The organism is Burkholderia sp. F1, assembly GCF_050813845.1.
GTDB classification, from domain to species: domain Bacteria; phylum Pseudomonadota; class Gammaproteobacteria; order Burkholderiales; family Burkholderiaceae; genus Burkholderia; species Burkholderia ubonensis.
The window spans coordinates 2881326-2895216 of the sequence record NZ_CP172421.1; the positions used below are offsets into that span (position 1 = coordinate 2881326).

Genomic DNA, 13891 nt, shown 5'->3' on the forward strand with positions numbered 1-13891 from the left:
GAGGAACGTCCACCATGATGCGCGACTCCGGTCTCGAAACGCGACCCGGCAACCGGCCGGCCACCGTCACCGACGCGCTCGGCAACGTGCTGCCGCGCGCGGCGTCCGCGGACATCGGGCTGCTGCTCGAGGGCACCTATCCGTACGTGAGCGGCGGCGTGTCGTCGTGGGTGCACGACATCATCCGCGCGTTCCCCGAGTACACGTTCGGCCTGTGCTTTCTCGGCAGCAAGCCGGACGACTATCCGAAGATGTCCTATCCGCTGCCGGCCAACGTCGTCCACGTCGAGCTTCACTACCTGTACGACGCCCATCCGCCGTCCGGGCATGTGCGCAACGTGCCCGCCAACCGCGACGCGTTCGAGCGGATCGCGCTGCTGCACGAACAGCTCCGGCGGCCCGCCGACGCGCCGCTCGACAACCGGCTCGTGCGGCGCGTCGTCGACGACCTGACCGACGAGCACCGGCTCGACGAGGCGCAGTTCCTGTACAGCCAGGAAGCGTGGACGTTCCTGACCGACCAGTATCGCGCGTACTGCAGCGATCCGTCGTTCTCCGACTATTTCTGGTCCGTGCGCCTGATGCACCGGCCGCTGTGGCAGCTCGCGCGCATCGCCGAGCAGCTGATCCCGATGCGCCTGTATCACGCGGTGTCGACCGGCTACGCGGGCTTTCTCGGCGCGTTGCTGCGGCACCGCCAGGGGCGGCCGCTGCTGATTTCCGAGCACGGCATCTACACGAAGGAACGCAAGATCGAGCTGTTCCAGAGCCAGTGGATCCGCGATAACCGCAACCTGATCGAATACGACGCGTCGCATATCGGCTACTTCCACGAGATGTGGGCCCGCTTCTTCGAGGCGCTCGGCAAGATGACCTACGCGGCCGCCGACGACATCGTCGCGCTGTACGAAGGCAACCGGCGCCGCCAGATCGGCGACGGCGCGCCGCCGCCGAAGACGCACACGATTCCGAACGGCGTCGACCTGCGCCGCCTCGCGCCGCTGCGCCGGCTGCGGCCCGCCAGGGCGCCGAAGGTGGTGTGCCTGGTCGGGCGCGTCGTGCCGATCAAGGACGTGAAGACCTTCATCCGCGCGATGCTGACCGTGGTGCGGGCGATGCCGGACGCCGAGGCCTGGATCGCCGGGCCGGAAAGCGAAGACCCGTCGTACGCGGCCGAGTGCCGCGAGCTGATCGACCGCCTCGGCCTCGCGGGCAAGGTGACGCTGCTCGGCATGCAGCGCATCGACGAGCTGCTGCCGAAGATCGGCGTGCTGGTGCTCAGCTCGATCTCGGAGGCGCTGCCGCTCGTGATCCTCGAGGCGTTCGCCGCCGGCGTGCCGGTCGTCGCGACCGACGTCGGCGCGTGCTGCGAGCTGATTCACGGCTCGGACGCCGACGACGCCGCGCTCGGCGCCGCGGGCCGGCTCGTGCCGATCGCCGACCCGGCCGCGCTCGCGCACGAGGCGCTCGCGCTGCTCGCCGACGACCACGCGTGGTGCGCCGCGCAGGCCGCCGGCATCGCACGCGTCGAGCGCTTCTATTCGCAGGAGCGGATGGTCGGCGCCTATCGCGCGCTGTACTCGACGCTGGCCGGCGCGCCGGACCGGCACATGCCGGATGCGGGACGCGTAGTCGGCGCCGCGTCGGCGTGTCCATACGCGGCGCGCGGCTAGCGGCGCACGGCTAGCGGCGCACGGCCAGCGGCGCGCGGCCAGCGCCGCGAACGAAGGGCTTGCGCCGGTCGCCGGCACGCCTCTTCAAGTGACGGAAACGGGCCCGGGACGAAGGAGTGATCGATGTCCGCCATCGGAATCAAGCTGCGCCGGCTCGCCCGGCACAATTCGCTGCTCGGCATCATGCGCGCGTATGCGTATGCCGGGCTGGTCGGCGCCGGGCCGTGGATCTGGTCGATCGTCGGCATCCTGCTGGTCGGGCTGCTCGGCGCGTCGCCGCTGTTGCCGAACGCGATCGTGTCGGATTTCCAGGTGTCCGCGACCTACCTGATCGCCGCGAGCCTGATCGTCACCGGCCCGATGCAGCTCACGCTCACCCGCTTCACGAGCGACCGCCTGTTCGACCGGAAGCTCGACGCGATCCTGCCGAACTTCACCGGCGCGCTGCTCGCGGTCACGGCCGGCGCGATCATGCTGGGCCTGCTCGCCGCCGGCTTCGCGTTCGATGCGCAAAGCGCGCTGTATCGCGCGCTGATGGTCACCGGCTTCGTGCTGCTGTGCGACATCTGGATCGCGAGCGTGTTCCTCGCGGGGCTCAAGCAGTACAGCGGCATCCTGCGCGCGTTCTTCGTCGGCTACGCGGTGACGACGGTGGCCGCGGTCGCGCTGAAGCGCTTCGGCGTCGAAGGGCTGCTGTACGGTTTCGTGCTCGGCCAGACGCTGTTGCTGCTGTTGCTGCTGATCCGGGTCTACAGCGGCTTCTCGGCGTCGCACGTGATCTCGTTCGACCTGTTCCGGCGCGCGCACCACTATCCCGCGCTGCTGCTGATCGGCTTGCTGTACAACCTCGGGATCTGGATCGACAAGATCATGTTCTGGTATTCGCCGAGCTCCGGACAGGCGGTGATCGGGTCGCTGCATGCGTCGGTCATCTACGACATCCCGATCTTCCTCGCCTATCTCGCGATCACGCCGGGCATGGCGGTGTTCATGCTGCGCGTCGAGACCGAGTTCGCGCGGCATTACGGCGCGTTCAACACCGCGATCCGCGAAGGCGGCTCGCTGCAGCAGATCGAGTACGCGCACGACGCGATGGCGCAGTCGCTGCGCAGCGCGCTGTTCGACATCGTCAAGGTGCAGACGCTGACCGTGCTGGTCGTGCTCGCGACGGGCCCGCTGCTGCTCGACGCGATGGGCATCTCGCGGCTCTACATGCCGCTGCTGTCGGTGCAGGTGATCGCGACCAGCCTGCAGATAGTGTTCCTCGCGATCATGAACAGCTTCATCTACCTGGACCGGCAGCGGCCGGCGCTCGCGCTGATCGCGATGTTCTGCGCGCTGAACGGGTGCCTGAGCGCGGCGTCGCTCGCCGCCGGCCCGGTGTTCTACGGGTACGGATTCGCGATCGCGCTGCTCGTCGTGGTGCTCGTCGGGATGAGCTGGCTGGACCGGAAGCTCGATACGCTCGAATACGAGATCTTCATGCTGCAGTAAGCGGCGCACACGCGCCGCGATCCACGTCCAGCGTCACGCATCGATCGGCGGCATCGGCCCCCGCCCGCGAATCCATGCCCAGTTCGCGCGCTCGGCCATTTCCTTGTCGCCGCGGCTGTCACCATACGCGAACAGCTGCTGCGGCGGGTGCTCGCCCCACCATGCGCTCAGCCGCACGACCTTCTGCGGCCCCCAGCAGTTCTCGCCGTCGAGCCGGCCGGCGAACGCGCCGCGCTCGAACGCGAGCCGCGTCGCGAGCACCGCGTCGAAGCCGGCCGTCTTCGCCCACTTCTCGAGGTACAGCGACGGCGACGCGCTGACCAGCACGAGTTCGTGGCCGCGCGCGCGATGCTCCCGAATCCGCTCGAGCATCTCGGGCCGCACGAGCCGCGGCAGGTCCGTCGCGACGAAACGGCGCGCGGCCGCATCCAGCGCATCCTCGCGCATCGGTCCGAACGCGAACCACGCGAACTTCGCCTTCGCGTCGCCGCGCGACAGCCGCCCCGCCTTCATCGCGGCGATCCAAGGCAGCGCGCGCAGCCCCGCCCACGCGAAGCGCGGCGTGCCGATCGCGGAGCGGACGAAATGGCGGAAGCTGTCGGATGTGGTGATGGTGCCGTCGAAATCGAACGCGGCAACGATGCGGTCGGTCATGAAAATCGGTCGGAAAGTCGTTCGGAAGCCCCGAAGATAACAGAGACTTCGCCGCGCGCGCCGATCCGTCGCGCGTCACCGCAACCCGGACCGCTGCTGCCCCGGCAGATACCCGCCGAACCCGGACAGGCTCGGCGCGCTGGCCGCCGTCGCGGGCGCGGCCGACGCATCGGCCGGTGCCGCATCGCCGGCCGGCATGGCCAGGCCCGGCGCGAGGTACAGGAACTTCCACTTCGCGTAGGTCTCCTCGCCGTCGAAATCCGCGTATTGCCGCGGAAAGCCCGTACGCTTGACGGTGGCCTGGTCGACGCTGCTGTAGATGCCGTAGAAGCGGTCGGCTCGCCACAGGAACATCCAGTCGGTCCGTCCGGTCAGCGGATCCGGATACGCGCGCCGCAGATGATGCAGCGGCTTCGGGAAACGGGTGTCGTCCACCAGATCGTCGACGCTCGCCGGGTAAGCGCGAGCCAGGCGGTAGTAGCGCACGATCGCCTTGCGGTACTGGTCGCCGGCGAACAGCAGCTGCTTCTCCTCTTCGCGGCGCCGTTGCAGCGCCCAGACGTCCAGCGCGCCCGCCAGCGCGATCGACATCAGCATCAGCGCGAGCAGCAGCGCGAGCAGCACGAGCCCGCGCTGACGCGCGGCCCGCGGGCGGCGCGCGGCCCGGCCGGCCGCGCTCATCGCGCCGCCCCCGCCGCGTGCGGCGGCTCGCCCTGCGCGCCGCTCGCGGGCGCCACGTCGTAGACCCCCGGCTTGGTCTCGTCCGGCGACGCGATCACCGCCCATTTGTCGTCGCCGTTCACGGGATCGATCGGGACCACGCGCAGGTAATGCTTCGCGACCAGTTCGTCGAGCGTCTCGGGATACTGGCCGTTGTCGCCGAAGAACTGGTCGATCGCGTTGCGCATCACCGCGATGTTCTGCTGCCGCACCTGCTCCTTCCCGCGTTCGATGCTGTGCAGGTAGCGCGGCACGGCCAGCGTCAGAAGCAGGCCGATGATGGCCATCACGACCACGATTTCGATCAGCGTGAAGCCGCGTGGTCTGCGCATGCGAGCGGGTTTCATGATGCACCGTCACCATTGTCTGTACGGGATGCCGTTGATGCCGACGCGCGCGGATTTCGACGTCACGTCGAACACGTCCTTGCCTGCCGCGTCGCTCCCGGACGATTCGCCGGACGACCCGCCGGCCGCCTGATCCGGCGGCTGGCCGTAGGCGCGCACGTCCCAGGTCTCCTCGGCCGGCGTATCCGGGTCGCCGGCGAAGAACGGATCGCGCGGCACGCGGCGCAGGAACATCAGCAGGCCGCCCTTGGGATCCCGCGCGTCCTTCACGCCCGTCACGAGCACGGCCAGCGACGGCGGATAGCCGGACGCCTCCGCGCCCTTCTCGATCTTCCCCGCCTCGCTCGCGTCCTTGTATGCGTCGAGCGCGGTGCGGATCTCGCGCAACGCGGCGCTCAGCTCCTGCTCCTTCTGCCGCTGCACGATCAGCTCGGAAAACGGCATGATCGCGAGCGCGAGGATGCCCACGAGCGCGAGCGTGATCACCATCTCGATCAGCGTGAAGCCGCGCCGGGCGTGACGCCCCGTGCCGCCGACGCGCGTCGTGCCGTTCCGGGTGGCCACGGTTCAGTTCCCGGTCTGGATCGGGTGCAGCGGGTTATCGCTCGGGATGTCGCCCGCCGGCATCTGCAGCGTCGGAGGCGGCGGCGCAGCTGCCGGGGCCACAGCCGGAGCCGCGGCCGCAGCGGGTGCCGAGGGTGCCGCAGGCACCGGCGTCACGGTGGCGCCCGCGGCCGGTTCCGCTTCGTTGCCCGCCGGTTCGGCCGCTTGCGGCGCGCCGCCTGCGGGCGCCGCCCCTTGCGCGGCCTCCGCGCCCTTCGCAGGCGCCGTCGCCGGTGCGGGCAACGCGGGCTGCTGTCGCGAGAAACGCCCGCCGTACGGCTCCGGCGGCGGCGTCGTGCGCGGTGCGGCCGGCATCTGCCCGAACGCGCCGGTCTCCGGCGACGGCAGCGCGCGGGTCGCCGCCGCGCCCAATGCCGACGCCGCACTGGCGCCCGACGTCCCGCCGCCGACGCTGCCGGGAACCGGCCTCGCCTTGGGCCTCGCGGCCGCGTCCGGCGCGGCGGGCGCTTCCGCGTTCAGCGCCACGGGATCGAGCCGCAGCTCGTCGGCGTGCACGTTGACGTCGGTGCCCGACCACACTTCCTGCGTGTCCGCGTCCGCCGCGACCTGCGGCCGGACGATGTGCGGCGTGATCTGCAGCACGATCTCGGTCTTCTTGTGATCGCCTCCGTGATCCGAGAACAAGCGGCCGAGCAACGGCAGCTGCCCGAGGCCCGGCACCTTGTTCGCGTTGCGGCGGTCCTCGTCCGAGATCAGCCCGCCCATGATCTGGGTTTCGCCGTCCTGAAGGCGCAGGCTCGTCGACGCGCTGCGCGTGCCGATCTGATACGCGAGCGAGCTCAGCCCTTGCGAATTGCCGCTCGAGATCGTATTGGTGATGTTGCTGACCTCGAGATTCAGCTTGATGCCGACGTCGCCGTCGCGATAGACCTGCGGCTCCACTTCGAGCTTGATGCCGACATCGAGGTACTGGATCATCTGCGTGAACGACGGGCCGCTCGTGCTCGGCGTGCTCGAGCTCGAGATCACCGGCACCTTGTCGCCGATCATGATGCGCGCCTTCTCCTTGTTGCGCGTGCGGATGCGCGGGCTCGCGAGCAGGTTCGCATCGGTATCCGTGAGCTTGAAGTCCGCGGTGGCGGACAGGCCGCTGACATTCAGCGCATTGATCGGCAGATGGTGCAGCGCGCCCCAGGTATTCGCCGTGCTCGGCGTCGACGCGGTGAACGAGTTGGGCCAGTTGATGCCGAGCTGCGACATCCGCTCGTGCGACACTTCCAGCACCTCGACCTCGAGCATCACCTCCGGCTCCGGCAGGTCCTGCGCGGCAATCATCTCGTCGGCCACCTTGATCATGTCCGGCGTGCCGCGAATCGTCACCGTGTTCGCGCGCTCGTCGATCACGACTTCCTTCACTTTCAGCAGGTTCTTCAGCAGCGACTGGATCTGCTTCGCGTCGACGTTCGACAACTGGAACGTGCGCACCTTGAGCTCCTGGTACTCGAGCTCCTTCGCCGGCGTCGCCGGGTAGATGAACAGCGTGTTCGCGTTCATCTGCTTCTTGTCGAGCTGGTTCTGCAACAGGATCATGTCGACCGTGTCCTGCAGCGACGCGTTCTGCACGAAGATCGTCGTCTTCAGGTCGGCCCGCACGTCGCGGTCGAAAATCACGTTCAGTCCGGACGTGCGCGACAGCGCCTCGAATACCATCCGCACGTTCGCGTCGCGGAACTGCAGCGACACCGGCGTGCGCATGATCGACGAAGCCGCGAGCTTGTCGTCGCGTTCCGCGTGCTGCTGCCGGCGTTTTTCGTCGAGCTCCCGCTGCATCCGCAACGCCATCGCGTTGGCCGGGTTCTCGACCAGCACGCGATGCACACGATCGGCCGCCTGCGTATACGAGCCGCGCTTCATCATCCGATCGGCTTCCTGCAGGATCGCCAGATGCTTGCGGTCCTGCTCGATCATCGCGCCGAGCTTGCGGGCGCGCTCGCTGGTCGGGTCGAGCTCGGTCGCCATATAGACGGACCGGGCCGCGGCGTCGAACTGGCTCTCCTGGCGCAACCGGTCGGCGTTGTCGAGGAGCGGGTTGATTTCGGCGTCGCGGTCGTGCATCGCGTCGATTTTCACCTGCGCGTTGGTCGGATCGTCGTGGAGGTTCGGCACGTGCGCGCAACCGCCGCACGCGAGCGCCGCCACGGCGATCGCCAGCGCGCGTTTCGTCGCGATCCGGCTCGCCGGCGCGCACCGGGGATCGAACGTGGTGGCAGGCGAGAGGCGTGTCGATGGGCCGCTGTTCCCGTCGCGGCGCGCACCCCGTGTGCATGAGGTTTTCATCTACTTTCCCTCCACTGGAATGGACACCACCTGCATCTGGTTCAGCGGCAGATAAGTCAGCACCACGTTCGACGCCGACACGGAGTCGACACGATACTGGCCATCGATCACGTCGCCGGGCGACACGATCAGCAACTGGTCGCCGTTGCTGAGAAACACCTGCGGCTTCTCCGCCTTCGCATCCAGTTCGCCGACGTAGGTGAACGGCACCGGGGGCGCCGTCGGCGGCGCCGGGCGCGCCGTGGGCGGCGGCGGCACGTCGACGGGTGGCGGCGGCAGCCAGGACGACGCGGTGAACGGATCGTTCGCCGATTCGACGGACACCGGCGCGCGCAACGCGGCGAGCTTCTCCCGCGGCGTCGCCGCGGGCGTGGTCGTGTCGACCGGTGCGCGTGGCGCCACGGCAGCCGTAGATGCGGATGCCGCGGACGCCGCTTGCACGGCCGCTTGCGGCGGCGCCGCACGATGCCCGGTAACCGGCCGCGCGTGCGCGCCGTCGCGCTGCAGGCGGTCGAACGCCGCGCGCGGCGCCGGCGCAGGCGACGCCGCGACCAGCATCCGATACCCGATGCCGCCGCCGACGATGCAGCACACCGCCAGCGCGATGCGGGTGACGGCAGCGGGTTTCACGGCGAGCGGCTTCATGGCTGCGCGCTCCGGTAGATGAGCTCGAAACGCACGCGCGCGTCGAGCACGTTGCCGTTCACGGCGGGACGCTCGACGTGGATTTCCTGCAGCGCCGCATTCGGCACGTTGTTGAGCACCCGCGCGAGGAATTGACGGATCGCGCCGTACTGGTCCTTGACGGGCAGCAGCACCTGATAGCGCGCGAAATGCGCGCCCGAATCGGTCGTCACCTGATACTCGGCGGCCCCGAGCGTCAGGTGGCTGTCGCGCGCCTGCGCGAAGATCGCCGCGATGTCGTCCGCGCTCTGCGAAAAGCGCGGGAACAGGTCGGGCAACGCGTCGAGCGCGATCGCCTCCGCCGCCGCATGGCGCTCGCCCGCCGGATGACTGCGCGCCGCCCGCGCGAGCCCCGCCGGGTCCCGCATCGCGCGCGTGTCGGCCTGCACGTTCGAGATGCCCGCGTACAGGATCGCCGCTGCGCCGAGCATCAGCACGCCGACGAGCCCCGGCAGACCGAACGCGCGCTGCAATTCGTAGCGCAGCGTGAGCAGCGAGTCGCGCAACCGGGCGGCATTCATGGCTTCCTCCAGACGGCCGTGATCTGGAATCGCACCGGCTTTCCCGGCACGTTGCTCTCGATCACGTGATCGTTGAGCACCGCTTCGCGCAGCAGCGCGCTTGCCTGCAGATACTTCAGGTAGACGACCATCGCGTCGAGGTTCTTCGCCTCGGCGGTGATGCGGATCTGGCTCTGCGCCGGGTTCTGGTCGATGCCGATCAGCGCGACGTCGTGGTCCGGATAATCCTCGACGATCGAAAAGAGGTCCTGCCACGGCACCGTCAGTTCGCGCAGGATCGCCTGGCCCTGCTTCTCCGCAAGCTTCGCCGCCGGGGTCGGCAGCGGCTTCGGGACGTGCCGCTGCGCGAGCGTCCGATGCCGGACGGCCTCCACCTCCGCCTGCGCGCGATCGTTTTCCGCATATGCGTGCCACAGCCGTGCGCCGCACGCGATCAGCAGCACGACGGCGGCGGCCAGCAGGATCATGCCGCTCGTCGCGGTGCGCACGCGACGCCGGCCGAAGTCGATATCGACGAGCGGAATCATTGCGCCACCTCCATCAGCCGACGCGCGAGCGACCCGTCGAGGGCCGGCTGCGGCGGGCGGATCGCCGCCGCGAAACGCGCGGCGAACGGCGCGGGGTCCATGTCGATTCCGCACAGGTAGATCCGGCAGTCCTCGCGCTTCAGGCCCGCTTGCGTCGCCGAACGCTCGAACAGCTGCGCGGCGAGTTCGGCGAGCCGCGCCGCGTCGCCCGCATCGCCCGCAAACAGGCGCTGCGCGTCATAAGCGGCCCAGCCGCCGCGCTCGATCACGACCGCCTGCATCAGCTCGCCGGCGACGAACAGCAGCAGCGCATCGCCTTCGCAGCTCGCCGCGATCCGGTTCAGCAACTGCGGAAGACACGCTCGCAGGCTGCGGATGCGAATCGCACTGGCGGCGCACGCGTCGTGCATGCCGTCATGCAGCGCGCGCGGCATCGCGCTCGCGAACAGCGCGCGGCCGCCATGCTGCACGCACACGCGCACGACCAGCGCTTCGCCGTCGATCCCGCAGGTGTCCGAGAAATGCGCGAGCGCGAGCGCTTCGAGCTCGCGCACGCGCAACGTGCGGAAGTCGCCGCGCAGGATCGCGTGGTGGCACCAGAAATCGTCGAGCACGACGTATGCGCTGCGCATTGTTGTCACCGCGCTTGGCGCCGCGGTTGTCGCCTCGGTCGGCGCCGCCCCGCCCTGCAGCGCTGCGCCGGGCGCGGCGGAAAGCGCGGCGCGCAGCGCGTCGAGCACGCCCGGCTCGGTGCCGAACTGCGCATCGGGAATCGCGACGCTGACCGGCTCGGCGACCGGCGGGCGCTTGCGCAAATACCACCGTGCGCGCGTGCGGGCGCCGACGACGACCTCGCGGGCGCCGACGCCGATCGCAACGGGACTATTCAACCATCGTGACACGGTTGATCTCCTCGAGTGTCGTTTCGCCGCGCCTGACCAGCTCGATCGCCGCCGAGCGCAGCGTCGTCATCCCGCAGCGCAGCGCCGCCGCCTTGATGTGCCCGAGCGGCGCGCGCTCCGACAGCAGTTGCCGCAGCTCGTCGTTCATGCGCAACGCCTCTGCGATCGCACGCCGTCCGCGATAGCCGCTGCCGCGGCACATCGCACAGCCCGCGCCACGGCGAAACAGGTAGCTGCCGGTCGCGTCCGGGTCGATGCCGGAGCGCACGAGCGCCTCTGCGTCGACCTTGTCCTCGGTCAGGCAATCCGTGCAGCACTGGCGCAACAGCCGCTGCGCGACCACGCCGTTGAGCGCGGACACGAAGCTGTACGGATCGACCTCCATGTTCGTGAAGCGGCCGATCACGTCGAACACGTTGTTCGCATGCACGGTCGTGAACACCTGGTGCCCGGTCAGCGCGGCCTGCACGGCGATCTGCGCGGTTTCGGGATCGCGGATCTCGCCGACCATGATCTTGTCCGGGTCGTGCCGCAGGATCGAGCGCAGCCCGCGCGCGAACGTCAGGCCCTTCGCTTCGTTCACCGGAATCTGCAGGATTTCGCCGAGCTGGTATTCGACCGGGTCCTCGATCGTCACGATCTTCTCGAGGCCGTTGTTGATCTCGGTGAGAATCGCGTAGAGCGTCGTGGTCTTGCCGCTGCCGGTCGGCCCCGTGACGAGCAGCATCCCGTACGGCATCGACGCGATCGCGCGCATGAAGCGCGTGTCGGCCGGCTGGAAGCCGAGCGCCTCGAGCGTCAGGCCGCCAGCGGCCTGCGACAGCTGGTAGCGGTCGAGAATCCGCAGCACCGCGTCCTCGCCGAACTGGTTCGGCATGATCGACACGCGGAAATCGATCTCGCGCCCCGCGTACAGCGCCTTGAAGCGCCCGTCCTGCGGCACGCGGCGCTCCGCGATATCGAGCTCGGAAATCACCTTCACGCGCGACAGCACCTGGTCCGCGACGTCGCGCCCGTCGATGCGGCCGACCACGGTGAGCACGCCGTCGACGCGGCACTTGATCATCAGCCCGTTCGCGCGGCATTCGAGGTGGATGTCGCTCGCGAGCATCTTGAGCGCGTCGTAGATCGTCGAGTTGAGCAGCCGCACCACCGGGCTGTCGTCGCTGCTGATGCCCTGCAGCGTCAGCGCGAGCGACGCCGGATCGGCGGTGCTCTGGATCGGATCGTCGAACGCGAGCGAGTCCATCGCGCGCACGTCCTTCTCGCGCACGGTCAGATACGCATTGAGGTCGCCCGCGCTCGCGAGCGCCCAGCCGTACGGCACCGCCGGCCGCGCGCGCATCCGGTGCTCGACCCAGCCGCGCGTGCGCGCATCGAGCGGATCGGCGACAGCGAACAGCAACCCGTTGCCGTCATCCGGGTGGCGGAAACACACGCACAGCCGCGCCGACGCATCGACGAACGACACCACGTCGAAATCCGGTTCGAGCCGGTTCAGCTCGCGCATGCCGATCGGCTTCATCCGGAATTGCTCGGCGAGCTGCATGCGCAGCTCGTCCGCGCCGAGCGACGTGCGCGCCATCAGCTCCTCGAGCGCACGAATGCCGGAACCGTGCCGCTCGGCGAGCGCGCGCAGCGTGTCGCGCAGTTCGGCTCCCGCGTCGGGGAGGGCTTCCGATGGTGTGGTGACGATATCCACGTGCGTGCCCCAAACGGTCTACTGAATGCTCGACGCGATCTCGAAGATCGGCAGGTACATCAGCACGACGATGCCGCCGATGACCACGCCGATCACGATCATCATCACGGGCTCGATCAGCCGCGAGATCAGGTCGATCGTGCGCGCGACCTGCGCTTCCTGGAACGCGGCGATCCGGTCGAGCACGCGGCCGAGGCCGCCGGTCTTCTCGGCCACCGTCAGCAGCCGGTACGCAATCGCGTTCGCGAGGCCGGCCTGCTGGAATGCGTCGGAGATCCGGGCGCCGTTGCGCACCTGCTGCAGCGCGCCCGCGAGCGCGTCCCGGTCCGCGCCGCCGACCAGGCCGCGCGCGAGGTCGAACGCGCGGACGGCGGGAATGCCGCCGTCGACCAGCATCGCCGTCGTGCGATAGAACTGCGACTGGCGAAACACGCGGAAGTGTTGGCCGATGCCGGGCAGCGCCAGCAGGCGATCTGCGATCCAGATCCGCAGCGCCGGCCGGCGCAACGCGATGCCGGCCGCCACGGCCAGCACCGCGAGACCGACGCCCAGCCCGGCGCCGTGCGCATGCACCATGCCGCCCCACGCCATCAGGAGGCGCGACATCAGCGGCAGTTCGCGCCCGCTGTGTTCGAGGAGCGACGCGAACCGGGGCACGACGAAGCCGAGCAGGAACAGCACGACGGCCGCGCCGACGAACAGCAGGACCGTCGGATAGATCGCCGCCGACACCACCCGCGCGCGCAGCTCGTGCAGCGTCGCGCTGTTGCGCGAATAGCGCGTCAGGCTGCCGGCGAGCCCGCCGGTCTGCTCGCTCGCCTTCACGCACGCGACCAGCACCGGCGGGAAGACGTCGCTCGCATGCTCGAGCGCCGCGGACAGCGACTGCCCCTCTTCCAGTTGCCGCAGCAGATCGCGATACACCTGCGCGGACGCCTCGCGCCGCTCGTTGCCGCCGAGCGTGCGCAGCGCGTCGACGACGCCGACGCCCGCGTCGAGCAGCGCCGCGAGCTCGCGCGCGAACAGCTCGACGTTGAAGCGCGCGCCCGGCATCCCGAACCGGTTCGCGCCGCGCCGCCGCCGCGCGTCCGCGCTCACCGACACGACGCGAAAGCCGCGCGAGCGCGCGAGCGCAGTCGCGCTCGCCGGTGAATCGCTGTCGAGGCGAAGCGTCTGGACCGAGCCACTCGTATCGAAGACACGCAGCACGAACTTCACGTCGACTCTCCTTGCAAGTCCGCTCACGGCAGGCGCGACCGCCGCGCCCTGCCTCCCTACCACGACGAGATCGTCACGTTCTCGCCGGTGCCGCCGCCGCGCCCGTCCTTGCCGAGCGAAAACAGGTCGTAGTCGCCATGCTCGCCGGGCGAACGATACTGGTACGGACGATCCCACGGGTCCACCGGCACGGCCTTCTGCAGATAGGGGCCGCTCCACCGCGACTCGTTCTGCGGCTTGTTCACGAGCGCGTCGAGACCTTCTTCGGTCGTCGGATAGGTACCGACATCGAGCCGGTACTGATCGAGGGCCTGGCCGAGCGACACGATCTGCGCGCGCGCGATCTTCACGTTCGACTTGCCGACCTGCTCGAAATACCGTGGCGCGACGAGTCCCGCGAGCAAGCCGATGATGACCATCACGACGAGCAGTTCGAGCAACGTGAAGCCGCGGCTCGCGCATGCGCGGCATGCAAGCCCGGCGCCACGCCGCACATGCCCCGGCATGCCGGGCTGGATCGAGGACGATTCGTCGCGCACGGCTTTCTC

At 69.5% G+C, this 13891-nt stretch carries 14 protein-coding genes; 2 read left to right on the forward strand and 12 right to left on the reverse strand.

The features are described 5' to 3' along the window. Positions 1-14: 14 nt before the first annotated feature. Positions 15-1673, forward strand: a complete 1659-nt coding sequence (gene pelF, locus ACFIMZ_RS13545) for a GT4 family glycosyltransferase PelF (protein WP_431819965.1) — start codon at positions 15-17, stop codon at positions 1671-1673. 123 nt (positions 1674-1796) lie between these two features. Then, positions 1797-3167, forward strand: coding sequence for an exopolysaccharide Pel transporter PelG (pelG, locus tag ACFIMZ_RS13550; protein ID WP_431819966.1), 1371 nt, complete (start codon positions 1797-1799; stop codon positions 3165-3167). A gap of 33 nt (positions 3168-3200) precedes the next feature. Here pelG and ACFIMZ_RS13555 read toward each other — a convergent pair whose 3' ends face one another. The 12 genes from ACFIMZ_RS13555 to gspG all read right to left on the reverse strand — a co-directional run bounded on the left by ACFIMZ_RS13555 (position 3201) and on the right by gspG (position 13849). Beyond that, positions 3201-3821, reverse strand: a complete 621-nt coding sequence (locus ACFIMZ_RS13555) for an HAD family hydrolase (protein ID WP_431819967.1) — start codon at positions 3819-3821, stop codon at positions 3201-3203. 75 nt (positions 3822-3896) lie between these two features. Continuing rightward, positions 3897-4502, reverse strand: a complete 606-nt coding sequence (locus ACFIMZ_RS13560) for a type II secretion system protein (RefSeq protein ID WP_431819968.1) — start codon at positions 4500-4502, stop codon at positions 3897-3899. Then, positions 4499-4888: a type IV pilin protein gene (locus ACFIMZ_RS13565; protein ID WP_431819969.1), complete on the reverse strand. Its 390-nt coding sequence runs from the start codon at positions 4886-4888 to the stop codon at positions 4499-4501. Before ACFIMZ_RS13565 ends, ACFIMZ_RS13560 begins: the two co-directional genes overlap by 4 nt. A 9-nt stretch (positions 4889-4897) precedes the next feature. Continuing rightward, positions 4898-5452, reverse strand: coding sequence for a type II secretion system protein (locus tag ACFIMZ_RS13570; RefSeq protein WP_431819970.1), 555 nt, complete (start codon positions 5450-5452; stop codon positions 4898-4900). 3 nt (positions 5453-5455) lie between these two features. Next, on the reverse strand, positions 5456-7789 hold the full coding sequence (locus ACFIMZ_RS13575; protein ID WP_431819971.1) for a secretin N-terminal domain-containing protein: 2334 nt from the start codon (positions 7787-7789) through the stop codon (positions 5456-5458). Next, positions 7790-8434, reverse strand: coding sequence for a hypothetical protein (locus ACFIMZ_RS13580; protein ID WP_431819972.1), 645 nt, complete (start codon positions 8432-8434; stop codon positions 7790-7792). Beyond that, positions 8431-8994 carry a hypothetical protein gene (locus ACFIMZ_RS13585; protein WP_431819973.1) on the reverse strand — a complete coding sequence of 188 codons (564 nt, stop codon included), beginning with the start codon at positions 8992-8994 and terminating at the stop codon, positions 8431-8433. The genes ACFIMZ_RS13580 and ACFIMZ_RS13585 overlap by 4 nt, the downstream gene beginning before the upstream one ends. Beyond that, complete coding sequence (locus ACFIMZ_RS13590; protein WP_431819974.1) at positions 8991-9521, reverse strand: hypothetical protein; 531 nt, start codon at positions 9519-9521, stop codon at positions 8991-8993. Before ACFIMZ_RS13590 ends, ACFIMZ_RS13585 begins: the two co-directional genes overlap by 4 nt. Next, the gene (locus ACFIMZ_RS13595) at positions 9518-10423 is read right to left on the reverse strand and encodes a hypothetical protein (RefSeq protein WP_431819975.1); all 906 of its coding nucleotides are present in this window, start codon (positions 10421-10423) and stop codon (positions 9518-9520) included. The genes ACFIMZ_RS13590 and ACFIMZ_RS13595 overlap by 4 nt, the downstream gene beginning before the upstream one ends. Further along, positions 10404-12008 carry a GspE/PulE family protein gene (locus tag ACFIMZ_RS13600; RefSeq protein ID WP_431822490.1) on the reverse strand — a complete coding sequence of 535 codons (1605 nt, stop codon included), beginning with the start codon at positions 12006-12008 and terminating at the stop codon, positions 10404-10406. Before ACFIMZ_RS13600 ends, ACFIMZ_RS13595 begins: the two co-directional genes overlap by 20 nt. Before the next feature lie 135 nt (positions 12009-12143). Then, complete coding sequence (locus tag ACFIMZ_RS13605; protein ID WP_431819976.1) at positions 12144-13343, reverse strand: type II secretion system F family protein; 1200 nt, start codon at positions 13341-13343, stop codon at positions 12144-12146. A 56-nt stretch (positions 13344-13399) separates the two neighbouring features. After that, positions 13400-13849, reverse strand: coding sequence for a type II secretion system major pseudopilin GspG (gene gspG, locus ACFIMZ_RS13610; RefSeq protein ID WP_431822491.1), 450 nt, complete (start codon positions 13847-13849; stop codon positions 13400-13402). Positions 13850-13891: the final 42 nt, after the last annotated feature.